The sequence below is a fragment of the Kitasatospora humi genome (genome assembly GCF_020907985.1).
Lineage (GTDB): Bacteria > Actinomycetota > Actinomycetes > Streptomycetales > Streptomycetaceae > Kitasatospora > Kitasatospora humi.
Genome location: NZ_JAJJPA010000012.1, coordinates 34,526 through 54,605, shown reverse-complemented (window position 1 = coordinate 54,605; position 20,080 = coordinate 34,526). Strand labels below are relative to the sequence as shown.

General features: G+C 71.8%; 25 protein-coding genes and 1 pseudogene. 16 read left to right on the top strand and 10 right to left on the bottom strand.

Annotated features, from left to right (window positions below):
• Positions 1–191 precede the first annotated feature (191 nt).
• The 3 genes from LN042_RS14425 (at position 192) to LN042_RS14415 (ending at position 3,786) form a co-directional block, all read left to right on the top strand.
• Entirely contained in the window at positions 192–1,790 is a 1,599-nt protein-coding gene (locus LN042_RS14425) for an ABC-F family ATP-binding cassette domain-containing protein (RefSeq protein WP_230051590.1), read from the top strand.
• 636 nt (positions 1,791–2,426) lie between these two features.
• Complete coding sequence (locus LN042_RS14420; protein WP_230051589.1) at positions 2,427–2,660, top strand: helix-turn-helix domain-containing protein; 234 nt, start codon at positions 2,427–2,429, stop codon at positions 2,658–2,660.
• A gap of 316 nt (positions 2,661–2,976) precedes the next feature.
• Positions 2,977–3,786, top strand: a complete 810-nt coding sequence (locus tag LN042_RS14415) for an enoyl-CoA hydratase/isomerase family protein (RefSeq protein ID WP_230051588.1) — start codon at positions 2,977–2,979, stop codon at positions 3,784–3,786.
• Between the two features lie 92 nt (positions 3,787–3,878).
• Here the strand turns inward: LN042_RS14415 and LN042_RS14410 are convergent.
• Positions 3,879–4,949, bottom strand: a pseudogene (locus LN042_RS14410) (RNA polymerase sigma factor); the annotation flags it as partial.
• A 23-nt stretch (positions 4,950–4,972) separates the two neighbouring features.
• Between LN042_RS14410 and LN042_RS14405 the strand changes: the two are divergent.
• The 6 genes from LN042_RS14405 to LN042_RS14380 all read left to right on the top strand — a co-directional run bounded on the left by LN042_RS14405 (position 4,973) and on the right by LN042_RS14380 (position 7,721).
• The gene (locus LN042_RS14405) at positions 4,973–5,290 is read left to right on the top strand and encodes a hypothetical protein (RefSeq protein WP_230051586.1); all 318 of its coding nucleotides are present in this window, start codon (positions 4,973–4,975) and stop codon (positions 5,288–5,290) included.
• 114 nt (positions 5,291–5,404) lie between these two features.
• Positions 5,405–5,884 carry an Asp23/Gls24 family envelope stress response protein gene (locus LN042_RS14400; RefSeq protein WP_230051585.1) on the top strand — a complete coding sequence of 160 codons (480 nt, stop codon included), beginning with the start codon at positions 5,405–5,407 and terminating at the stop codon, positions 5,882–5,884.
• A 34-nt stretch (positions 5,885–5,918) separates the two neighbouring features.
• Positions 5,919–6,110: a hypothetical protein gene (locus LN042_RS14395; RefSeq protein WP_230051584.1), complete on the top strand. Its 192-nt coding sequence runs from the start codon at positions 5,919–5,921 to the stop codon at positions 6,108–6,110.
• Positions 6,110–6,481, top strand: a complete 372-nt coding sequence (locus LN042_RS14390) for an Asp23/Gls24 family envelope stress response protein (RefSeq protein ID WP_230051583.1) — start codon at positions 6,110–6,112, stop codon at positions 6,479–6,481. Before LN042_RS14395 ends, LN042_RS14390 begins: the two co-directional genes overlap by 1 nt.
• A complete protein-coding gene (locus LN042_RS14385; protein ID WP_230051582.1) occupies positions 6,471–7,022 on the top strand; it encodes a DUF6286 domain-containing protein in 552 nt (183 codons plus the stop codon). Before LN042_RS14390 ends, LN042_RS14385 begins: the two co-directional genes overlap by 11 nt.
• Positions 7,023–7,046: 24 nt before the next feature.
• Entirely contained in the window at positions 7,047–7,721 is a 675-nt protein-coding gene (locus tag LN042_RS14380) for an Asp23/Gls24 family envelope stress response protein (protein ID WP_230051581.1), read from the top strand.
• A gap of 88 nt (positions 7,722–7,809) precedes the next feature.
• On the opposite strand, the gene LN042_RS37290 is transcribed toward LN042_RS14380, so the two are convergent.
• Complete coding sequence (locus LN042_RS37290) at positions 7,810–7,941, bottom strand: hypothetical protein (protein WP_283843730.1); 132 nt, start codon at positions 7,939–7,941, stop codon at positions 7,810–7,812.
• A gap of 45 nt (positions 7,942–7,986) precedes the next feature.
• Here LN042_RS37290 and LN042_RS14375 point away from each other — a divergent pair, with 45 nt between their 5' ends.
• Positions 7,987–8,160, top strand: a complete 174-nt coding sequence (locus LN042_RS14375) for a hypothetical protein (protein ID WP_230051580.1) — start codon at positions 7,987–7,989, stop codon at positions 8,158–8,160.
• Between the two features lie 59 nt (positions 8,161–8,219).
• On the opposite strand, the gene LN042_RS37285 is transcribed toward LN042_RS14375, so the two are convergent.
• The 5 genes from LN042_RS37285 to LN042_RS14345 form a co-directional block, all read right to left on the bottom strand.
• The gene (locus tag LN042_RS37285) at positions 8,220–8,585 is read right to left on the bottom strand and encodes a DoxX family protein (RefSeq protein WP_283843729.1); all 366 of its coding nucleotides are present in this window, start codon (positions 8,583–8,585) and stop codon (positions 8,220–8,222) included.
• A 275-nt stretch (positions 8,586–8,860) separates the two neighbouring features.
• A complete protein-coding gene (locus LN042_RS14360; RefSeq protein ID WP_230051579.1) occupies positions 8,861–9,625 on the bottom strand; it encodes an alpha/beta hydrolase family protein in 765 nt (254 codons plus the stop codon).
• 202 nt (positions 9,626–9,827) lie between these two features.
• Entirely contained in the window at positions 9,828–10,829 is a 1,002-nt protein-coding gene (locus LN042_RS14355) for an asparaginase (protein WP_230051578.1), read from the bottom strand.
• A 263-nt stretch (positions 10,830–11,092) separates the two neighbouring features.
• The gene (locus LN042_RS14350; RefSeq protein ID WP_230051577.1) at positions 11,093–11,782 is read right to left on the bottom strand and encodes an SDR family NAD(P)-dependent oxidoreductase; all 690 of its coding nucleotides are present in this window, start codon (positions 11,780–11,782) and stop codon (positions 11,093–11,095) included.
• 132 nt (positions 11,783–11,914) lie between these two features.
• Positions 11,915–12,589: a formylglycine-generating enzyme family protein gene (locus LN042_RS14345; RefSeq protein WP_230051576.1), complete on the bottom strand. Its 675-nt coding sequence runs from the start codon at positions 12,587–12,589 to the stop codon at positions 11,915–11,917.
• 100 nt (positions 12,590–12,689) lie between these two features.
• On the opposite strand from LN042_RS14345, the gene LN042_RS14340 reads away from it, so the two are divergent.
• The 3 genes from LN042_RS14340 to LN042_RS14330 all read left to right on the top strand — a co-directional run bounded on the left by LN042_RS14340 (position 12,690) and on the right by LN042_RS14330 (position 14,283).
• Entirely contained in the window at positions 12,690–12,866 is a 177-nt protein-coding gene (locus tag LN042_RS14340) for a hypothetical protein (RefSeq protein ID WP_230051575.1), read from the top strand.
• Between the two features lie 170 nt (positions 12,867–13,036).
• Positions 13,037–13,777: a class I SAM-dependent methyltransferase gene (locus LN042_RS14335; protein ID WP_230051574.1), complete on the top strand. Its 741-nt coding sequence runs from the start codon at positions 13,037–13,039 to the stop codon at positions 13,775–13,777.
• Between the two features lie 302 nt (positions 13,778–14,079).
• Positions 14,080–14,283, top strand: coding sequence for a DUF397 domain-containing protein (locus LN042_RS14330; RefSeq protein ID WP_230051573.1), 204 nt, complete (start codon positions 14,080–14,082; stop codon positions 14,281–14,283).
• Positions 14,284–14,526: 243 nt separating this feature from the next.
• On the opposite strand, the gene LN042_RS14325 is transcribed toward LN042_RS14330, so the two are convergent.
• Complete coding sequence (locus LN042_RS14325; protein WP_230051572.1) at positions 14,527–15,144, bottom strand: SRPBCC domain-containing protein; 618 nt, start codon at positions 15,142–15,144, stop codon at positions 14,527–14,529.
• 251 nt (positions 15,145–15,395) lie between these two features.
• On the opposite strand from LN042_RS14325, the gene LN042_RS14320 reads away from it, so the two are divergent.
• Together LN042_RS14320 and LN042_RS37725 are read left to right on the top strand one after the other, a co-directional pair.
• Positions 15,396–16,334 (top strand): alpha/beta hydrolase, encoded by a 939-nt coding sequence (locus tag LN042_RS14320; protein WP_230051571.1) that lies wholly within the window; start codon positions 15,396–15,398, stop codon positions 16,332–16,334.
• Between the two features lie 10 nt (positions 16,335–16,344).
• Positions 16,345–17,076 carry a helix-turn-helix transcriptional regulator gene (locus tag LN042_RS37725; protein WP_230051570.1) on the top strand — a complete coding sequence of 244 codons (732 nt, stop codon included), beginning with the start codon at positions 16,345–16,347 and terminating at the stop codon, positions 17,074–17,076.
• An 89-nt stretch (positions 17,077–17,165) separates the two neighbouring features.
• Here the strand turns inward: LN042_RS37725 and LN042_RS14310 are convergent, their stop codons facing one another.
• Complete coding sequence (locus LN042_RS14310) at positions 17,166–17,816, bottom strand: TetR/AcrR family transcriptional regulator (protein ID WP_230051569.1); 651 nt, start codon at positions 17,814–17,816, stop codon at positions 17,166–17,168.
• 124 nt (positions 17,817–17,940) lie between these two features.
• Between LN042_RS14310 and LN042_RS14305 the strand changes: the two genes are divergently transcribed.
• Positions 17,941–18,972: a medium chain dehydrogenase/reductase family protein gene (locus LN042_RS14305; RefSeq protein ID WP_230051568.1), complete on the top strand. Its 1,032-nt coding sequence runs from the start codon at positions 17,941–17,943 to the stop codon at positions 18,970–18,972.
• 109 nt (positions 18,973–19,081) lie between these two features.
• On the opposite strand, the gene LN042_RS14300 is transcribed toward LN042_RS14305, so the two are convergent.
• Complete coding sequence (locus tag LN042_RS14300; RefSeq protein WP_230051567.1) at positions 19,082–19,843, bottom strand: SDR family oxidoreductase; 762 nt, start codon at positions 19,841–19,843, stop codon at positions 19,082–19,084.
• Positions 19,844–20,080: the final 237 nt, after the last annotated feature.

The following is a 20,080-nucleotide window of genomic DNA, read 5'->3' as shown; positions in this document are numbered from 1 at the left end:
CACGCGCCGCGGCCCGCCCCGACCGGTGCGGCGCCCGGCCGCCGGCCGGGGCCCCGGATTAATTCCCCCGGGCGCCCTCGGCGTGTTCGGTAGACTGGCCCGCATGGCTGTTCTCGCTCTGCATTAGCGGCGGCACCCGCCAGTGCGACCTGCCGTCCGCCGCTTTCCCGTCCCAGGAGTCCCGACCAGCCATGATTTCCGCCAACGCCCTCGAACTGCGTGCCGGTGCCCGCATCCTCATCGAGTCCGCCAGCTTCCGGGTGGCTCCCGGTGACCGGATCGGCCTGGTCGGGCGCAACGGTGCCGGCAAGACCACGCTGACCAAGGTGCTGGCCGGCGAGGGCCTGCCGGCCGCCGGCACGGTCACCCGTTCGGGCGAGATCGGGTACCTCCCGCAGGATCCGCGCACCGGCGACCTCGACGTGCTGGCCAGGGACCGGATCCTCTCCGCCCGCGGCCTGGACCTCGTGCTGAAGAAGATGCGCGAGAACGAGGAGCGGATGGCCAACGGCAAGGGCGCCACCCGCGACAACGCCATGAAGAAGTACGCCAAGCTGGAGACCGAGTTCCTCACCAAGGGCGGGTACGCCGCCGAGGCCGAGGCCGCCACCATCGCCGCCGCGCTCGGCCTGCCGGACCGGATCCTCGCGCAGCCGCTGCACACCCTCTCCGGTGGTCAGCGCCGCCGGGTCGAGCTGGCCCGGATCCTCTTCTCCGACGCCGATGTGCTGCTGCTGGACGAGCCGACCAACCACCTGGACGCCGACTCGATCGCCTGGCTGCGCGACTTCCTGGGCACCTACAAGGGCGGCTTCATCGTGATCTCCCACGATGTCGACCTGGTCGAGACGGTCGTCAACAAGGTCTTCTACCTGGACGCCAACCGGTCCTGCATCGACATCTACAACATGGGCTGGAAGCAGTACCAGCAGCAGCGGGAGGACGACGAGAAGCGCCGCAAGCGGGAGCGGGCCAACGCCGAGAAGAAGGCCGCCACCCTCAACGCCCAGGCCGAGAAGATGCGCGCCAAGGCCACCAAGACGGTCGCCGCGCAGAACATGGCCCGCCGCGCCGAGAAGCTGCTGTCGGGCCTGGACGAGGTGCGGGCCTCCGACAAGGTCGCCAAGCTGCGCTTCCCGGACCCCGCCCCGTGCGGCAAGACGCCGCTGACCGCCAGCGGCCTGTCCAAGTCGTACGGCTCGTTGGAGATCTTCACCGATGTCGACCTGGCGATCGACCGCGGCTCGCGCGTGGTGGTGCTCGGTCTGAACGGCGCCGGCAAGACCACCCTGCTGCGGATGCTGGCCGGCGTCGAGCAGCCGGACACCGGCGAGGTGATCCCCGGTCACGGGCTGAAGGTCGGCTACTACGCCCAGGAGCACGAGACCCTGGACCCCGAGCGCACCGTGCTGGAGAACATGCGCTCGTCCGCGCCGGACACCGACCTGGTGCAGATCCGCAAGATCCTCGGCTCGTTCCTGTTCTCCGGGGACGACGTCGACAAGCCGGCCGGCGTGCTCTCCGGTGGTGAGAAGACCCGGCTGGCCCTGGCCTCGCTGGTGGTCTCCTCGGCCAACGTGCTGCTGCTGGACGAGCCCACCAACAACCTGGACCCGGCCAGCCGCGAGGAGATCCTGGGCGCGCTGCGCTCCTTCACCGGTGCGGTGGTGCTGGTCACCCACGACGAGGGTGCGGTCGACGCGCTCCAGCCGGAGCGGATCATCCTGCTGCCGGACGGCGTCGAGGACCTGTGGAGCCCGGCTTACCACGACCTGGTCGCGCTGGCCTGACGTCTCGTCGACCCCCGCTGCCGCCACGCGCGGCGGGGGTCCGCCGGCTCCGCGCGCATCAGGGTCCGTTGCGCCTGCGCGCGCATCAGGGTCCGCTGCGCCTGCGCGTGCGTCGGGGTGCTTCCGCCGCCGCGCGCACCGGGGTCCTTCCGCCGCCACGCGAGCCGTGGGCCGCTGACTCCGCAGGTGTCGGAGGTCCGCTGCCTCCGCGCCTGGGCGGTCCGGCTGCCTCCGCGCGGGCGGTCCCGGCTCGGCTCCGGGACCGCCCGTATCCCTCCGGCGTCCTTCGCCGGTCACCCGATCGCCCCCCGGTGCTCACTTTCAGTAGACACGCGCTCCTGCATCCGGCCGATGTGATCTCATCAGGCGCAGCGCTCCGGGAATGAAGAGGTCCCGGATTCCGTTTTAGCCTGCTCCGCTTCCCGCTTGATCCGGGCGACCCGGCTGATCAGGACTTTCGCCGCGTGCCCCCGTTTGCCGCCGGGGCGCAAACACCCAGGGTGAGCGCCCCGATGCGCTGGCGGTACGCCCCATGCGCGCTCCTTTCCCCGGACAGACCTTGTCGAATGGGTGGCCAGGACGCAGGGGATGGGTGATCATGGGAATCTGACCGAGCACAGCTACGAGGAGGCACGGGTGGCCGAGACTCTGAAAAAGGGCAGCCGGGTGACTGGTGCCGCGCGTGAGAAGCTCGCGGCCGAGTTGAAGAAGAAGTACGACTCCGGGGCGAGCATTCGCGCTCTGGCGGAGGAGACCGGTCGCTCGTACGGCTTCGTGCACCGCATGCTGAGCGAGACCGGGGTGAACCTCCGGGGTCGCGGTGGTGCCACGCGCGGCAAGGCCAAAACGACTGCGGCAGCGGGATCCTGACGGCGCGTCAGTTTAGATGGGCCGGCTTCCGAGGATGCGGACGACCCTCCGGGCGGCACACTGGATCCGACGACCCGTCAGTTCCGCGACGCATCGGCGACCGTGACAGACGTCTCCGCCATCGGCGGGAGCGTCTGCATCCGGCCGCCGATCGTCATGTTCGCTCGACTGCTCCCATTGACTGGCCGCAGGTCGATCGGCCGACCGTTCGTTCCCCTGGCTCGGGCGGGGTACAGAAGCCCGCACCAATAAGTTACTCTCCGGTAGAACCGTGGGCAGCGCGTCCTGGCCTGCCCTGAACTCGCCGGAGGTGCCCATGACCGCGCCCGTTCCCAACCCTGCCAGCCCCGCCGACTGGGAGGCGGCCGGCGTCCGGCTGGAGGTCGAGGGCGAACTCGCCGTGGTCGCCCTCTGCCACCCCCAGCGCCGCAACGCCCAGACCCCCGCGATGTGGCGCGCCCTGGCCGCGGTCGGTCGGGAGCTGCCCGCCACCGTCCGGGTGGTGCTGCTGCGCGCCGAGGGCGTCTCCTTCTCGGCCGGCCTGGACCGCGCCATGTTCACCCCGGAAGGCATCCCCGGCGAGCCCAACTTCCTTGCCCTGGCTGGCTCCAGCGACCAGGAACTGGACGCCGCGATCGCCGGCTACCAGGACGCCTTCAGCTGGTGGCGCCGACCCGACGTGATCACCATCGCGGCGGTGCAGGGCCACGCGGTCGGCGCCGGCTTCCAGTTGGCGCTCGCCTGCGACCTGCGGGTCTGCGCCGAGGACGTGCAGTTCGCGATGCGGGAGACCTCGCTCGGCCTGGTGCCCGACCTGACCGGCACCAAGCCGCTCACCGACCTGGTCGGCTACGCGCGGGCGCTGGAGATCTGCGCCACCGGCCGCTGGGTGTTCGGCAAGGAGGCCGCCGAACTGGGCCTGGCCAACCTGGTGGTGCCCGCCACCGAACTGGAGGCGGCCGCCCGCGACCTGGCCGCCGCCCTGTTGGCCGCCCCGCGCAACGCGGTGATCGAGACCAAGGCGCTGCTCCAGGGCGCCGCCGACCGCGACTACCAGGAGCAGATCGCCGCCGAGCGCGCGGCCCAGGCACGCCGCCTGCGCGACCTGGCCGGGATCGGCGACTGACTCGGAGGTGAGCCGCCCCGAGTCCGGGTCGGTGACCGGCTCTGGGCCGGGGACGGTGACCGGCGCCGGAGCGACGCCCGGGCCGCTCCCGGCTAGGGTTTCACCCGTGCGGCCCGGGCCTCCAGGTACCGCTGCTCGGCGACGCCGGCGGTGGCCCTCGCGGCCCGCCGGTAGTGCCGGTACGCGCCGGCCCGGTCGCCGGCCCTCTCCAGCAGATGCGCCCGCACCGACAGCAGCCGGTGGTGCCCGGCCATCCGCGCGTCGCCGTCCAGTGTCGACAGCAGGGCCAGCCCGACTGCCGGGCCCTCGGTCTCGGCGAGTGCGATCGCCCGGTTGAGGGTGACCATCGGGTTCGGTGCGATCCGCTCCAGGACCAGGTAGAGGGCGTGCACCTGCGACCAGTCGGTCTCCTTGGCGGTGGCCGCAGCGGCGTGCGTGGCGGCGATCGCCGCCTGCAGCTGGTAGGGCCCCAGCACCGGCTGGGCCAGCGACTCCTTGACCAGCGCCATGCCCTCCTCGATCAGGGTGTGGTCCCAACTGGTGCGGTCCTGCTCGTCCAGCGGCACCAGACCGCCGGCCGCCGTGGTCCGGGCCGCCCGGCGGGCGTGGGTCAGCAGCATCAGGGCGAGCAACCCGGCGACCTCGCCGTCCTCCGGCAGCTGCGCCTGCACCATCCGGGTCAGCCGGATCGCCTCCCGAGCGAGGTCGGCGCGTTCCAACTCCCGGCCGGATGAGGCGGTGTAGCCCTCATTGAAGATCAGGTAGAGCACTTGCAGCACGACTCGGAGCCGCTCCTCGCGCTCCGCGCCGGCCGGCAGGCCGAACGAGCTGCTGGCCGCCTTGATCCGCTGCTTGGCCCGGCTGATCCGGGCCGCCACGGTGCCCTCCGGCACCAGGAACGCACGGGCGATCTCGGCCGTGGTCAGACCGCCGACCGCCCGCAGCGTCAGCGCGGTCTGGGAGGCCGCGGTCGGCGTCGGATGGCAGCACAGGAACAGCAGCACGAGGGTGTCGTCGGTGCCCGGCACGTCGTCGGGCGGCACCTCGGCGGCCATCGCCGACTCCCGCTCCCGGCGGGCGCGATCGCTGCGCAGCTGGTCGATGAGCCGTCGGGACGCGACGGTGACCAGCCAGCCGCGCGGATTGTCCGGCACGCCCTCCGCAGCGAGCCGGTTCGGCGGCAGCGGTGTCGGAGACGGGCAACTACTTCGGCGGCTCGTTGGGCTTCGCACTCCTGGGCCTCCTGGCGGCGGTGGTTTACCGGCACCGGACGCACGGCACCTCCGACTCGCCGGCCGGCGCGGTCGGCGCCGCCCACCGCCTGCCGGCCGACCAGGGCGCGGCGCTGCTGCAGACCGCACGGGCGGCCTCCACCGCCGGCCTGCACGTCGTCGGCCTGGTCGCCGCGGTGTTCTTCGCCGGGCCGGCCCTGCTCGTCCTGACCATGCGTCCGGAGGTCCGGAGTGCGCCGAGCGCCGTCCCGGAGTACGAGGAGGTCCGCTGACGGGGAGGCTGTTCGTGTGCGCGTGGTCCGCTTCCAGGGGCACGTTCCGTGGCGAAATGTCAGAGTTGGTGCTGATTACGGTATAGCTGGAGCGACACCGCCGGAGGCACCCTCATGCCCGAGACCCCCAAGCCGTCCGATCTGATCACCAAACCGCACGCGCCGCACGGCAGCCCGACCGAGGCCGAGCAGCGCGGTCGGACGGTGATGGCCGACGGTGTCGTCGGGAAGATCGCCGGCATGGCAGCTCGTGAGGTGCCCGGGATCCACGCGCTCGGCTCGGGTCTGGCCCGCACCCTCGGCGCGATGTGGGACCGGGGCTCGGGCGGCCGGAGCAGCGTCTCGCGCGGCATCAAGGCCGAGGTGGGCGAGCGGCAGGCCGCGATCGACATCGCCCTGGTCGTCGAGTACGGAGCGGTGATCCCCGAGCTGGCGGCCGCGGTGCGGCGCAACATCATCAGCGCGGTGGAACGGCTCACCGGCCTCGAAGTGGTCGAGGTCAACATCGCGGTCAACGACGTCCACCTGCCGGACGAGCCGGAAGAGGAGGAGGAGCTGATCTCCCCCTCCCCACGGCGGGGCCGGGTCCAGTAACTGCCACACCATCCAGAGCGCTCGGGAGTACCTGATGAATCTCGCCCACCTCGGCCTGCTGATCGGCATGGCCCTGGGGTTCGCCGGCTACTTCGGCGGTTTCGCCGCCTTCCTGCTGGTCCTCGCCCTCGGAGCCGTCGGCTTCGTGGTCGGGCGGCTGATGGAGAGCGACCTCGACATGGGCGACCTCGGCGACCTGCTGCGCAGCCACGACCGGCGCCGCTGATGGCGGCGGCGGACCACCCGCTGCCGGCCGGGCGGGAGCGGCGCACCGGCGCGGGCACCCCACCCGCACGGCGCGGCCGGCTGCGGATCGCCGACCGGGTGCTGCAGCGGATCGCCGAGCGCGCCGCCCAGGAGGCGCTCGGGCCCGATCCGGTCGGCGGCCGCCCGAGGGTCTCGGTGACCGTGGTCGGGCGAGGCGCCCGGGTGTGGATCCGGCTGGACCTGCCGTTCCCCGGTGACCTGGCGGCCTGGGTCGAGGCGGTGCGGGCGCGGGTGGCCGAGCGGGTGGGCCGGATGGCCGGGATCGAGGTGCGGGAGGTGGACGTGACGGTGGAGCACCTGGTGCCGGTCGGACTGTTCGATGGGGAGTGAGGCGCAGGCCCCGCCGCACCGGCGGCTCCGGTCGCCGCGCACCCGGGCGTCGGCGCTGGTCGCACTGGCGGTGCTGGCCGCGTCGGGAGTGCTGCTCTATGACGCGGTGTCGGAGTGGACCGGCCACCACCCCGGCAGCTGGCGCCACTGGCTCGCCGACCAACTGGCCACCCGTCACCTGGACTCGGCCTGGGTGCTCGCCGGGGCGGCGGTGGTGGCCTCGCTCGGGGTGTGGCTGCTGGTACTGGCCCTGGGGCCGGGCGAGCGGCGCTGGCTGCCGCTGCGCCAGGCGCCCGACACAGTGGTCGACCGGCTCGGCGTCGCCGCGCTGCTGGAGTGGCGGGTCTGCGCCGAGCCGATGGTGGCGTCCGCCCGGGTCCGGGTCGGCCGACGGCGGGCCCGGGTCACCGTGCACGGCAGCGCCGACTTCGACCGGGCGGGCGTGGTGCTGAACGAGGAGCTCGACCGGATCGGCCTGGTGCGGCGACCCGATCTCAAGGTGCGCGGGCGGCGGGCCCGGCACCGGCCGCACAGGCAGTGACCGGCCCGTCGGAGGAGGTTGCTGGTGAATCGGACCACGGTGAACCGGGTGCTGCTCGCGGTGATCGGGGCGGTGCTGCTGATCGGAGCGCTGCTGGTGCTGGTGGGGGGCTTCGACGTCTACCACCGGCTGGCGGTCACGCCGCCGTCCTGGTGGCCGCTCATCTCACCGCACCAGCCGGTGCTCAGCACCGCCTCGCGCACCCGGTGGCGCGACCGCGGCTGGTGGTGGCCGGCGGTGGTGGCGGGGTTCGCGCTACTGGTGGTGCTGTCGGTGTGCTGGTTGGCCGCGCAGCTGCGGCGCCCCGAACCGGCCGAGATCGAACTGCCCACGCACGGCACACCGGGCCTGCGGCTGCGCCTGCGGGGCCCGGCGCTCAGCCGTGCGGTGCAGGAGGCGGCGCTCCACCTGCCCGAGGTGACGGCGGCCCGGGTCCGCCTGCTCGGGCACCCGCACCTGGCTCGCCGGCGGGCCAGGCTGAGGGCGCAACTGCTGCTGAAGCCGGGCAGCGACCCGTCGGCGGCCGTGGTGGCCTTCCAGCGCGGCCCGCTGACCTACGCGTACGGCGCGGTGGGCGGTGAGCTGCCGCTGGAACTGCGCCTCCAGGTGGCGTCCTCGGCCGGGGAGCCCCCGGCGCTGGAACGCCGTGCGCGCCGGCGGCGGGCGAAGGAGCGCAGGCGCGAGCCGCGGGTGGTGTGAGGGGCGGGGGAGAGGGGGAGACGGGCGGGACGCCGGGGAATGGGATCGGTACTGCTGGCGCGATCTCCTCGGCTGGCGGGGCAGTTGGTCAGCTGGCGGGGGCGCCGGCGTCGGCGCCGGTGTCTGGGGAGTCCTGGGCGGGCTCTTCGGCGGGGGTCTCTTCGGTGACCGCTTCGGTCGTGGTGTCGGGGTTGGCGCCGCCGCCGGTCCAGTCGGGCATGGTGGTTCTCCTCGGTGGGGGTCGGTGAGGGACAGGGATGGTCTCATGTTCCGTGTCCGGCGCGCTCTGTCAAGGAGTTGGGACGATCCCGACGACTTCGGACAGCCCGTCAGCCCGGGGAACCGGGTGATCATCACCGCACAGCGTGTGGTGGAACGGGCGCAGGCCAGGGCGTGGGTCAAGGAGAACATCCAGGGCGACTTCGTCGCCGAGGACTGAGATGAGAGGCAGCGGGGCAACTCCGAGGGATTCTACCGGAGTTGCCCCGTCCACTGCGGTCAGCGCAGGGTGAGTGCGGTCTCCGTCGTGACCCGGGTCAGCTTCTCCGGGTTGCGAACGTAGTACAGGCCGCTGATGAGGTCGCCGTCGATCCGGATCGCCAGCACCCCGTCGAGCTCGCCGTCCAGGTGCAGGGCGAGCGCGGGGCTGCCGTTGATCGTGGTCAGCGAAGTACTGAGCAGGCCGAGGGCAGCTAGGAGTTCGAGGATGCCGAGGGCATTCACGAAGCCGACACCCGCTTGCCCGGTCCACTCCCCGCCAGGGGCCTTGGCCAGATTCGCCTTGGGCACGAGGGTCTTGTTGACGCCGCCGGTCAGGGCGACAAGGGCGAGCAGGCCGGCGGCGATCCACAGTGCGAGGTTCATGAGCGCTCCTTCGTTCCATGAGGTCGACCTCAGGACACCGCGCCAGCGCGCAATGTGACGCCGTGTGGCGCAGATCACCTGTGGCTGCTCCGAGAACCGCTGGACGCCCAGTGCTGATCAGAAGTCAGTGCCCGTGTCGTAGTCGCCGTCGTCGATGCCGGGGCCGACCCAGGTGCCGTTGTGCGTACCTGGCCCCGGGGTCGACGCCGCCCGCGTGAACAGTGGGCGCGTCGCGGCACCCGGCCGGTGTGCCGGACGCCGCAACGGCGCGCACGTCAGGCCGGCGAGGTGGCCGGCCGGCCGAAGTGCCGGGCGAAGAAGTGGACCGCGCTGTCGGCCTCGAAGCGGGGCAGCTCCTTGTGCTTGCCCGAGTTGGCGTGCAGCGTCTTCTCCGTCGAGGCGAAGGCGTCGAACAGCTGGAGGCTGTCCTCGCGGGAGATGTGCTCGTCGTCCCACTGCATGTCGAACTCGATCGGGATGGTGATCTGCTTCGCCTTGTCGACCAGGACATCGGGCCAGTGCTGGCCGAAGACCGCGGCCTTGATCCGGGGCTCGATCGCCACCAGCGGCACCCCGATCGCGGTGCCCATGTTGATGCCGAAGAAGCCGACCGGGCCGTTGGCGCCGATCTCCGGGAGCTGCTGGAGGGCGTCCAGGGTCGCCCGCCACTCGGGCACGGCGAGCTCCGCCAGGTGGGCGTTGTAGCGCACCACGATCGGGCCCTCCGGCTCGCCCGCAGCCCGCGCCGCGAACAGCGCGGCGACCTCTGCCTCGTCGTGCGCCGTGACCGGCCGATCGCCGTGACCGGGCGTGTCGATGACGGCGACGTGGAAGCCGCAGCCGGTCACGAAGCGCTGCGCCCGGCCCGACATCGCCGGGTGCTTCTTGTGGTTGCCGCCGCCGTGGCACATCAGGATCAACGGCGCGGGGTCACCGCCGGATGCGGGGGACCAGAGGACGCCCGGGACGTCGCCCAGGGTGAAGTCGCGCTCGATCATGCCGTTCGACGACGACTCATTGGTGAACCGGAGAGGAGACATGGCTGTGGCCTTTCGGAAGTGCCTTGGTGTCGAGGCGCTCCCGGCGATGCCTACGTCATTCGCCCGACCGTGACGACAGGGGGAGCACCCACATGGTTGTGGCGTTCATCTGGGTCTCACCTCCTCGGGCGGTGTCGCGGTCGACTGAGAAGCTATCAGTGCGGTGACCATCCTTCCAACCTTTTTCGACGACGGTCACCACTCAGGGGTTGGTGGTGGCGTCGAAGGCGCCGGCGATGTCGGCGCTGGTGCGGCCCTGGGCGAGCAGGACGTGCAGGAGCAGCCGGGCCTTGTAGGGGTCGAGGTGGCCGGCCCGGATCAGGCCGCGTCGCAGGAGGTCCTTCTCCGAACCCGGGAAGCTGTAAGTCGCCTCCAGGACCGGCCCGTTGCCGATGCGGCTGGCGAGGACCACCGGGATGCGGGCCGCGGTGCGCTGCAGGACGGCGACGAAGTCCCGCGGAACGTGGCCGACGCCGAAGGCGGCGATGACGAGCCCGTCGCAGGCGTCGGCCATGGCGGCGAGGAGGGTGCCGTCGTCGCCGAGGGTGGCGGTGTAGAGGCCGACGCGCGGCGCCGGCTCCCTCAACTCTCCCGGGGTGCGGAGACGTTGCCCGGGAAGAGGGGTGTGGAGGTGGACGCGGCCCTCGTACACGCGTCCCAATGGTCCGGTGGCCGGGGAGGTGAACGCGGCCGGGCTGACGCTGTGGGACTTGCGGACGGCGCGAGCCGCGTGGATCTCGTCGTTGAGCACCACCACGGCGCCGGCGCCCCGAAGTCGGGGCGAGGCGGCGGCGATGACGGCTGCGTGGAGGTTGGCCGGGCCGTCCGCACCGGGCTGGGTGGGGTTGCGCATGGCGCCGGTGACGACGATGGGGGAGTCGGCGTTCGGATGGAGGAGGTCGAGGAGGTAGGCCGTCTCCTCGATGGTGTCGGTTCCTTGAGTGACCACCGCGCCGACACAGCCGGCCTGGAAGGCGGTTGCGATGGCGGCGCAGAGGGCGGTGACGTCGTCGAAGGTGAGGGAGGCGCCGGGGAGGCGTCGGAAGTCGTGGACGCGGAGGCCGAGGGGGAGGTCCTGGAGAGCGGGCACGGCGTCGAGCAGTTCCTGCGCGGAGAGCGCGGGCACCACACCCCCGGTGGCCGGGTCGGTGGTCATGGCGATGGTGCCGCCGAGGGAGAAGACCGCGACTGTCGGATCGGGCACGGGGTTGGTCTCCCTCGGTGGGTGCGCTGGGCGGACCTGGTCACGATCGCGTCGCCGTTCTCGGCAGCGCTCCCGAAGAACGATACGAGAACCCGGCGGATGAGCCCGTGCACGCGCGACGCCTCGGACGGCGGGAACGGTCGAGACCGCACTGGCCCACGGGCCCGGCTCCTGGATCGCACCCGAGGGACCCGTGCGACCGCTGCCGCGTCACGGCCCGGGTGTCGAACGGCGTCGTGGACCGTGTCGTGGTGCCCCGTCGCCTACCAGGGCAGCCGGCCCGCCGCGTCGAAGTAGCCGCCGGTCGGACCGTCCGGCCCCAGCTGAGCCATCCGAACGATGATCTCCGCGCCCTGCTCGACGGTCTGCGTGCCCGCGTGCCGGTTGAGGTCCGTCGCGGTGTAGCCGGGCTCCACGGCGTTGATCCGCATCAGCGGGAACGCGTTGGCGAACTGCACGGTGAGCATGTTGACGGCGGTCTTGGAAGCCGGGTAGGCGGCCCCCGGGTAGCCCTGGCCGGCCCGGGCCAGCGAGGCCAGGCCGCTGCTGACGTTCACCACCACCGGGGCGGCGGAGCGCTCCAGCAGCGGCAGGAAGGCGTGGGTCACCCGGACCAGGCCGAAGACGTTGGTCTCGAACACCTCCCGCAGCACGTCGGCGGTCAGCTCCGCGGCGCCGATGATGCCGCCCTCGGGTGACCGCACCTCGATGCCGGCGTTGTTGACCAGAACGTCCAGGCCGCCCTCGGCATCAATGACGGCGACGGCTGACGCGACCGACGCGTCGTTGGTGACATCGAGTTGAACGAACCGGGCGCCCAGCTCGGCCGCGGCCGTCGCGCCCCGCTCGGCGTTGCGCGCCCCCAGGTAGACGGTGTGGCCCGCGGCGATCAGGCGGCGGGCGGTCTCGTAACCGAGTCCCTTGTTGGCCCCGGTGATCAAGGTTGTCGTCATGGGGCCCAGCTTCCCCCGGGGCGATGTGATCGGCCAGTGGTTTACGGACGGGCCCCAAAGCAGTTGCCAGGCGATAGCTCTGACGCCCAATCAGATGGGCGAAGGCGCGCGAGCGGTGGCACCACCGGGCGATCAGCGCGCCACGGAGCGCGCGATGCGGAACCCCACATCGTCGACCCGGAAGCTCGGGTGGCTGCGGCGCCGGACGGACGCCCGGCAGCTCCAGTGCTCGTCGAACCAACCACCGCCGCGCAGTACGCGGTAACTGCCGTAGACATCGGCGTCATAGACGTCCCAGCACCACTCCCAGACGTTGCCGAGCATGTCGTGAAAGCCCCATGCGTTGGGCCGCTTGCGGCGTACTTCGTGGATCTGCTCGTGCGAGTTGCCTCGGTACCAGGCGACCTCGTCGAGGGGGCCGTAGCGCGGTCCAGCGGTGCCGGCGCGGCAGGCGTGTTCCCACTCCGCCTCGGTAGGCAGCCGGTACCCATCGGCGGACGCGTCCCACTCGATGCCTTCTCCGTCAGCCTGGAAACGGTAGGCGGGCGAGAATCCGTCACGCTGGGACAGGGTGTTGCAGAACCGTACGGTGTCCCACCAGGACACGCCCTCCACGGGGAGCCGCTCCCCGGGGGCGGCGCTCGGCCGCCGGTCGGTGATCCGGGCGTACAACCCTTCGGTGATCGGGTACGCCGCCAACTGGTAGGGCGACAGCTCAACCGCCCAGCTGTGCCGCGTCCGCCGGTCCGACAGGACGACCCGCCCCGCAGGGACATCGATCATCTCGAACTCTGAACTCGCATCCATGAGTCGATGACGCTACCGGACCCGCCTGGAGCCGCATTCCGGCGGAGCCGCCCGGGAGACGCCGCACCCGGGTATGTTGCGAAGGAACGAGGGAGAAGGGATGAAGCGTCCAGGGTTCGCCATCGCGGTCGTGCTCGACATCGTGCTGCTGATCGGGCTGTTGCAGGGCTGGCTGCCCACCAGCTCCGAGGGGTTCCGAGGGTTCCTGATCGTCTTCACCGCCATGATCCTGGCACTCGTCGTCGTCTCCGTCATCGGGCCGAACCGACGCGACTGACGCCGCCGGGCGCTGGTCAGACCATCGCGCAATCGGTGCCAGGCGAACGTCGGTTGTTCAGGACAGAGTCGCAGTTTGTCCGTCTAAGCCCCAGGCAACAAAAGAGTATGACGTGACGTCAGCTCGTTTTTCGGTTGTGGGAGTGCTGGCAGCCGCCCGAGACTGACCGGATGTTCTCAGACGCCGACGCCGCCGCGCTCTACGACCTGCTGAACCCCTGGGACCCGGACCGAGGGGCCGACGACGCCTTCTACTTCCCGCTGGTGATGGGCGCCGAGTCCGTGCTGGACCTCGGCTGCGGCACCGGCAGCATGCTCCACCTGGCCCGGCGCAAGGGTCACACCGGCCGCCTCGTCGGCCTCGACCCGGACCGCTCCGCGCTGGACCGAGCCCGGCGACGCGAGGACGTCGTGTGGGTGGAGGCTGTCGCGGCGCAGGCCGAGCAGGGCGCCGACTTCGAGCTCGCCACGATGACCGGCCACGCCTTCCAGAACCTGCTCACCGACGAGGACGTGCGCCTCTCGCTCGCCGCCATCCACGGCGCGCTCCGCCCCGGCGGCCGCTTCGCGTTCGAGACCCGCCATCCGCAGGCACGCGCCTGGGAGGGCTGGAGCCGCACCAACCCGGAGGACGAGTCCGAGATCACCGACGCCTCGGGCCGCCCGCTTCTTTACTGGCACGACGTCGACTCCATCGAGGGTGACATCGTCAACATCACCGGCACGGTGGCCGAGCGGGACCGCACGGTGCTCCGGGTCTTCACCGAGAGCCTGCGCTTCCTCGGCGTCGCCGCCCTCAACGCCTTCCTGGCCGAGGCCAGCTTCGAGATCGAGGCGCAGTACGGAAACTGGGACCGGACCCCGATCACCGCCGACAGCCGCGAGATCATCACGATTGCGCGCCGAGCGTGAGCCTGCCGACCGGGTTTCAGGTCTGCTGGAGCTGATCCGGAGGACCATTCGGCCGTCGCGTCGTCGGCGGTTCGACGCAGCCGTTCTGTCCAGTCCGAGTGAGAATTACGCTTACCTGGCTGGTCCGATCACCGAACTGGACTTCGCACAGATGGATACGGGTCATGGCGGCCAACTCTTAGACGCCCTGGCTCACCTGGCGAGGTTCCGAGCCCTCATTGCTCAGATGGAGTCCAGTGCTCTCGCTGAAGGGGAGTCGCGGGACCTCATCCGGTACGTCAAGGACGAAGTGGAAAGCAAGAATGCATAGCTCACCGTGGCAAAAGTCCAGCTACTCCGCCAACCACGACAACTGTGTGGAGGTGCGTACGGCCGACGGTCTGGTCGAGCTCCGCGAGTCGAACGATGGCGAGGTCATCGTCCGTACCACCCCGTTGAAGTTCGCCAAGTTCCTGCAGGGTGTCAAGGCCGGCGAATTCGACCACCTCGCCGACTTCACCAGCTGACCCCGCGGCGGCTCCTCGCTACCGCGCGCAGCGAGGAGCCGCCGCAAGCTTGTGGACGACACGGATTGCCATGGATGTGGCCCGCTTGTGCGGGTGCCGAGCACCCTTGACGGGTGACACCCCGGCGAGCCGGACGCACAAGGCGTGACACCCCCGCCCAGCACAGGGAAACACCGTCCCGAGGAACTGACAGGGCGTTCTGCACGCCTCTTGCAGGATCCCGGCCGAGGAAGCCGCGGGCGGCTACTCGCCGAGGTAGAACGCGAGGGTCTCGTCGGCGTCCTTGGCGATCACGGCGGGGTCGGCGATCCGCTGCCGGTTGAGCACGTCGGCCCAGGCGCGGACCGACTCCCGGGTGAACTGTCGGGCCTCGGCAGACTCGAACCACCACTGCTTGTCGAGGAGTTCGTCCGCGAGGTGCTGCCCGAGTGCGACCAGGGCCGGATCCCACCCCGCGCCCACCGCCAGCACGAACTCGGACACCCCGTCGCCCGCCACGGGCGCCGCATGCTCCAACTCAAGCGTGGTCCGGCCGTCTTCAGCGGGCGAGAGGGTCACCACGACCTCATTGGCCGGTGCGTCCCCGAAGACCCACGTCAGGCGCAGTCGCCGCCGCGGCGTGCACTCCACGATGTCGCCGCCCGCGTGGCCTTCCAGTTGGAACGTGCCGCCCTGCCGCAAGTCACCGGAGACCGGCAGGAACCACTGTGCGACCCCTTCCGGTGTGGCGACCGCCGCCCACACCTCTTCGGCACCCGCCGCATACGTGCGCCGCGCCACGGCGGCGTACCCCGGGCCGCCCGACAGCGGCCGGGACTTCACCTCACGGGTGGTCCCAGCGATCCAGTCACTGATACTCACGGTCGACCTCGCACATTTGGGGACACTGCACCCCGTACTATCCCTCAGCAACGCGAAACCGCCACTCCGGGGCCGCTCCGGCCATGAAGAAGTCACCCGCCTGGCAGCCGAGGTGGCGGTTGGGTGCGGAGCGCCCTCGACCCGGCCGGGGTGAACCACTGCGTCGGCTTCGCTCGTACACCGGTGATGTGACACGGCTCACAGGAAAAGGGTGACACTACGCTGTCGCGGACGATTGCGACCATCGGTGCATGACGATCACTGATGAGGACTGCCTCGCCGAAACCCTGGCGTTCAACGCCCAGTTCGAAGCTGTTGCCGCGAGCCGCGCAGCTCGTGGGCAAGTGCCCGACGCAGACGTGCTGGCGCTGCTGCGGCGCAACCGGCTCGGCGGTGACACGCCACCGGTGCGACTGGCGCAGGGCCAGGACCGCGTGGTCACGGGCGGGGTGACGGTCCGGACCTTCGTGCCGGACCAGGTCGAAGGCGTGTACCTGCACATCCACGGCGGTGGTTGGGCGATCGGCTCCGCCGACGGGCAGGACGAGAAGCTGTGGCGGCTCGCCGAGCAGGCGCGACTGGCCGTGGTGAGCGTGGAGTACCGGCTGGCGCCGGAGCACCCGTTCCCCGCCGGACCCGACGACTGCGAAGCGGCCGCCCGGTGGCTGGTGGACCACGCCGCGGCGGAGTTCGGGACCGAGCGGCTGCTGATCGGAGGCGAATCGGCCGGTGCACACCTGACCGTCCTGACGCTGCTGCGGCTCCGCGACCGGCACGGCGTCACCGGCGCCTTCCGGGCGGCCAACCTGCTCTTCGGCCCGTACGACCTGTCGATGACACCGAGTCAGCGACTGTTCGGTTCCCGGCGGCTGCTGAGCAACACCGACTCGATCCGGGCGAGTCGTGAACGCTTCACGCCGGGGATGACGGAGGAGCAGCGCCGCGACCAGGAGATCTCGCCGCTGTTCGCCGATCTGACCGGTCTGCCGCCCGCTCGGATGGTCGTCGGTACCGAGGATCCGCTGCTGGACGACTCGCTGTTCCTGGCCGCCAGGTGGCGGGCGGCGGGGGCGCCCGTGCAACTCGGAATCGTCGCCGGGGCGATGCACGGCTTCACCCTGTTCCCGCTGACCATCACCGAGCGGGAACAGCAGCGGGAGCTGGACTTCCTGGTCGGCGCGGGACGGTAGCGTCGGCCTCGTGAACCGCACTACTCGGCTCTATGCCCTGGTGGAGGAGTTGCGCGCGGCGGCGCCTCGGCCGTTGACGGTCGCGGCGCTCGCCGCGCGGTTCGAGATCAGCGCCCGCACGGTGCAGCGCGACCTCCAGGCGCTGATGGAGGCCGGTGTCCCGGTGCGCGCCACTACCGGGCGTGGCGGGGGCTGGTCGATCGACCCTGCGATGACTCTCGCCCCGATCCGCTTCACCGCCGAGGAGGCCTCGGCGTTGGTCGCCGCGCTCGCGATGGCCGACGCCGCGGCCCCCTACGCCGGGGCGGTCCGCACGGCGACCCAGAAGATCGCGGCCTCGATGACCGGTCCCGCCTCGCTGGCGGCCCAGGAATTCGCCGCACGGATCGTCACGCTGCCGGCCCCGGTCGCGGAGTCGGTCCGGAGCGCGGTGGAACGGGCCCTCGCCGACAGCACGGTGCTGCGACTGTCCTACGTCGACGCGGCAGGACGGCAGAGCGAGCGCCTGGTGGAACCGGCCGGACTGCTCACCGCCGACGGCAAGTGGTACCTCATCGCCTGGTGCCGCACCCGGCGGGCCGGTCGAGGCTTCCGACTGGACCGCATCACGGCGGCGACGCCGACCGGTGAGCAGGCGCGAGCCCATGATCTGACCGGCCTGCTGCTCGGCTCCGCCGCCGCCGGCGCGGTGCAGCCCACCGTGCTGGCGTCACTCATGTCCCCCCAGGGCGAACGGAGTTAGTGCTGCCGGCGGTCAGCGGCCCGGATCGGCAGCCGGCTCGGGGGAGAAGCCTCACGCCGCACAGCGCGTGTGCGTATGATTCGCGGTTGTCAGCGGCCCGCGATGGCCTGCGCTTCGGCGGCGTAGAGCTGGGCCGGGTCGAATCCCATGCCGGTGAACTGGCCGGCGAGTTCGAGGGAGAGCACGCCGTGGAGGCGGGTCCAGAAGGTCAGGGCGCGCTGCAACGCCGGTGCCCCGGCCGGGTGTTGGCCGGTCCAGGCCTGATGGTCGGCCAGGTGCGCCTGGAGCGGTGACTGCGGCAGGGCGGGGAGCCCGTCGGCACCGCAGGCGTCGAGGATGACGGACATGACCTCGTCCGCGGTGCGGGCGGTGTCCTCGGGCGCCTGGTAGCCGGGCACGGGGGTGCCGTAGAGCAGCAGGTAGCGCTGGGGGTCGGCCAGGGCCCAGGTGCGCAGGGTGCGGGCCAGGTCACCGAGGTCGGCACCGGCGGCCGCACGGGCGCGGAAGGTTTCGGACAGGCTGCGGTAGGCGTCCCTGATCAGCTCGGTGATCAGCTCGTCGCGGTTGGCGAAGTACCGGTACAGGGCGGGCCCGCTCATGCCCATCTGCTTCGCGATGGCGTTCAGGGACAGGGCGGAGGCCCCGGCGGTGGCGATCTGCTGCCAAGCGTGCTTCTTGACTTCCTCCCGCACCTGGGCGCGGTAGCGCTGCCTGGGCGTTGCCGCCTCCGACTCGTTCACGATCCCCTCCGCCTTCCCTCGACAGGTTCAGTTAGAAGGTATCACCAATGCGATTGCCGGTCACCGGCGCTAGGTGTTATAACTTCTAACGCAAGCAAGACCTTCTAGGGAATGAGGGACTGCCATGACCGACCACGCCTTCGTCCAGGTGGTTCTGCCGGGCGTTGTGGAACCGGAGGAACTGCAGGTCAGGCACGCCTCCGTGCCCCAGCCCGGCCCCGGGACGATCCTGATCGCCATGGAGGCGACCGGCGTCTCCTTCGCCGAGCAGCAGATGCGCCGCGGGCGGTACTACGACCAGCCCCCGTTCCCGTTCGTGCCCGGCTACGACCTGGTGGGCCGGGTCCAGTCGACCGGTGCGGGAGTCGACCCGGGCCTGGTGGGACGCCGGGTGGCCGCACTGGTCAAGGTGGGCGGCTGGGCCAGCCACGTGCTCGTCGACGCCCGGGACGCGGTCGAGGTGCCCGAGGGGCCGACCGCGGAGCAGGCCGAGACCGTCGTGGTCAACGGCGTCACCGCCTGGCAGATGCTGCACCGCACGGCTCGGGTCCGGGCCGGCCAGACCGTACTGGTGCACGGCGCCGGCGGTGGTGTGGGCCTGATCCTGGTCCAACTCGCCCGCGCGGCAGGCGTGAAGGTGATCGGCACGGCCTCCGCCCGGCACCACGACGCGCTGCGCGCCCTGGACGTCACTCCGGTCGACTACCGCACCGGTGACGTGCCGGCCCGGATTCGGGAGCTGGCTCCCGGCGGGGTGGACGCCGTGTTCGACCACGTCGGCGGGCGCAGCGTGATCGACTCCTGGCACCTGCTCGCCCCCGGCGGCACCCTGGTCGCCTACGGCAGCGCCTCGACCCGCGACGACACCGGCTCGAAGCAGTGGCCCGTGCTGAAGATCCTCGCCCGCACCTGGCTGTGGAACGCCCTGCCCAATGGTCGCCGGGCCCACTTCTACAACATCTGGGCCGGGAAGAAGCTCCAGCAGAGCCGGTTCCGTGCCCGGCTGCGCGCCGACCTTGCCGAGGTCCTCGCGGCCCTGCGCCGCGGCGAGATCAGCGCCCCCGTCGCGGCCCGGCTGCCGCTCGCCAGGGCCGGCGAGGCGCTGCGCCTGGCGGAGTCCGGAACCGTCACCGGCAAGATCATCCTGACCCCCTGACCCCTGCCGCCACCGGTCGCCCTGCCTCCACCGGCCCCCTGGCCCCTGGCCCCCTGCTCCCGCCGGTCCCCGGGTCGCACCGGGGCCGGGCGTGGGAGCGGCAGGGAGGTTACAGGGCCGTAAGGGCGCCGCCGTCGACGGGGATCATCACGCCGGTGAGGTAGGAAGCGGCCGGGGAGAGGGCGAAGGCGGCGACCTTGCCGAACTCCTCGGGGGTGCCGTAGCGGCCGAGCGGGATCGCGGCGCTGGCGGCGGCCCGGGCGGCGGCCGGGTCCGGGGCGAGGGCGTCCAGTTCGCGCACCCGGTCGGTGTCGATGCGGGCGGGCAGCAGACCGAGGACCCGGATGCCGCGCGGGCCCAGCTCGTTGGCGAGCGACTTGGCGGCCATCGCCAGGCCCGGGCGCAGGCCGTTGGAGATGCCCAGGCCGGGGATCGGCTGGCGGACCGAGCTGGAGAGCACGAAGCCGATCACCCCGCCGGCGGTGAGGGACTCGGCGGCGGTGCGGGCCAGGCGAAGGGCGCCGAGGAAGACCGATTCGAAGGCGCTGCGCCAGTCGTCCTCGGCGGCGGTGAGGACGGGGCCGGCGGCGGGGCCGCCGACGCTGATCAGGATCCCGTCGAAGCGTCCGAACCGGTCGGTGGCGGCGGCGACCACCTGCTCCGCGCCGGCCGGGTCGGCGTTGTCCGCCGCGACGCCGTGGGCGTGGTCGGGGCCGCCCAGTGCGGAGACGGCGGCGTCGAGGCGTTCCTCGTGTCGTCCCGTCAGCACCACCCGGGCGCCGTCGGCCACCAGTTCGCGGGCGGCGGCGAAGCCGAGGCCGCGGCTGGCGCCGGTGAGCACGTACACCTTGTCCTGCAGTCCGAGATCCATGGTGCCCATCCTGCCGCAGCGGGCGGGGTGCGCGGGGGGACGGCCGTCAGCGGGTGCGGGCCGGTGAGCCTGCCGGTGCCGGGACGGGCCCGGCGGTCAGGGCCGGGGCGCCGGGCGGGACCCGCCTGTGGTGGTGGGGGCGGCCCGGCGTGAGGCACCTGCGCATGGGTCACCTGGGCATGGGGCACCTGCGCATGGGGCACCTGCGCGTGAGGCGCCTGCGCGTGAGGGCCCGTC

Bases quoted from the DNA above. Each gene is read 5' to 3' on its own strand.
- LN042_RS14305 (WP_230051568.1), top strand. From the start codon at position 17,941: ATGACCGACCACGCCTTCGTCCAGGTGGTTCTGCCGGGCGTTGTGGAA.
- LN042_RS14335 (WP_230051574.1), top strand. From the start codon at position 13,037: ATGTTCTCAGACGCCGACGCCGCCGCGCTCTACGACCTGCTGAACCCC.
- LN042_RS14375 (WP_230051580.1), top strand. From the start codon at position 7,987: ATGTTCCGTGTCCGGCGCGCTCTGTCAAGGAGTTGGGACGATCCCGAC.
- LN042_RS14425 (WP_230051590.1), top strand. From the start codon at position 192: ATGATTTCCGCCAACGCCCTCGAACTGCGTGCCGGTGCCCGCATCCTC.
- LN042_RS37285 (WP_283843729.1), bottom strand. From the start codon at position 8,585: ATGAACCTCGCACTGTGGATCGCCGCCGGCCTGCTCGCCCTTGTCGCC.
- LN042_RS14385 (WP_230051582.1), top strand. From the start codon at position 6,471: ATGGGGAGTGAGGCGCAGGCCCCGCCGCACCGGCGGCTCCGGTCGCCG.
- LN042_RS14395 (WP_230051584.1), top strand. From the start codon at position 5,919: ATGAATCTCGCCCACCTCGGCCTGCTGATCGGCATGGCCCTGGGGTTC.
- LN042_RS14390 (WP_230051583.1), top strand. From the start codon at position 6,110: ATGGCGGCGGCGGACCACCCGCTGCCGGCCGGGCGGGAGCGGCGCACC.
- LN042_RS14330 (WP_230051573.1), top strand. From the start codon at position 14,080: ATGCATAGCTCACCGTGGCAAAAGTCCAGCTACTCCGCCAACCACGAC.
- LN042_RS14415 (WP_230051588.1), top strand. From the start codon at position 2,977: ATGACCGCGCCCGTTCCCAACCCTGCCAGCCCCGCCGACTGGGAGGCG.
- LN042_RS14350 (WP_230051577.1), bottom strand. From the start codon at position 11,782: ATGACGACAACCTTGATCACCGGGGCCAACAAGGGACTCGGTTACGAG.
- LN042_RS14400 (WP_230051585.1), top strand. From the start codon at position 5,405: ATGCCCGAGACCCCCAAGCCGTCCGATCTGATCACCAAACCGCACGCG.
- LN042_RS37290 (WP_283843730.1), bottom strand. From the start codon at position 7,941: ATGCCCGACTGGACCGGCGGCGGCGCCAACCCCGACACCACGACCGAA.
- LN042_RS14320 (WP_230051571.1), top strand. From the start codon at position 15,396: ATGACGATCACTGATGAGGACTGCCTCGCCGAAACCCTGGCGTTCAAC.
- LN042_RS14360 (WP_230051579.1), bottom strand. From the start codon at position 9,625: ATGTCTCCTCTCCGGTTCACCAATGAGTCGTCGTCGAACGGCATGATC.
- LN042_RS14345 (WP_230051576.1), bottom strand. From the start codon at position 12,589: ATGGATGCGAGTTCAGAGTTCGAGATGATCGATGTCCCTGCGGGGCGG.
- LN042_RS14300 (WP_230051567.1), bottom strand. From the start codon at position 19,843: ATGGATCTCGGACTGCAGGACAAGGTGTACGTGCTCACCGGCGCCAGC.
- LN042_RS14340 (WP_230051575.1), top strand. From the start codon at position 12,690: ATGAAGCGTCCAGGGTTCGCCATCGCGGTCGTGCTCGACATCGTGCTG.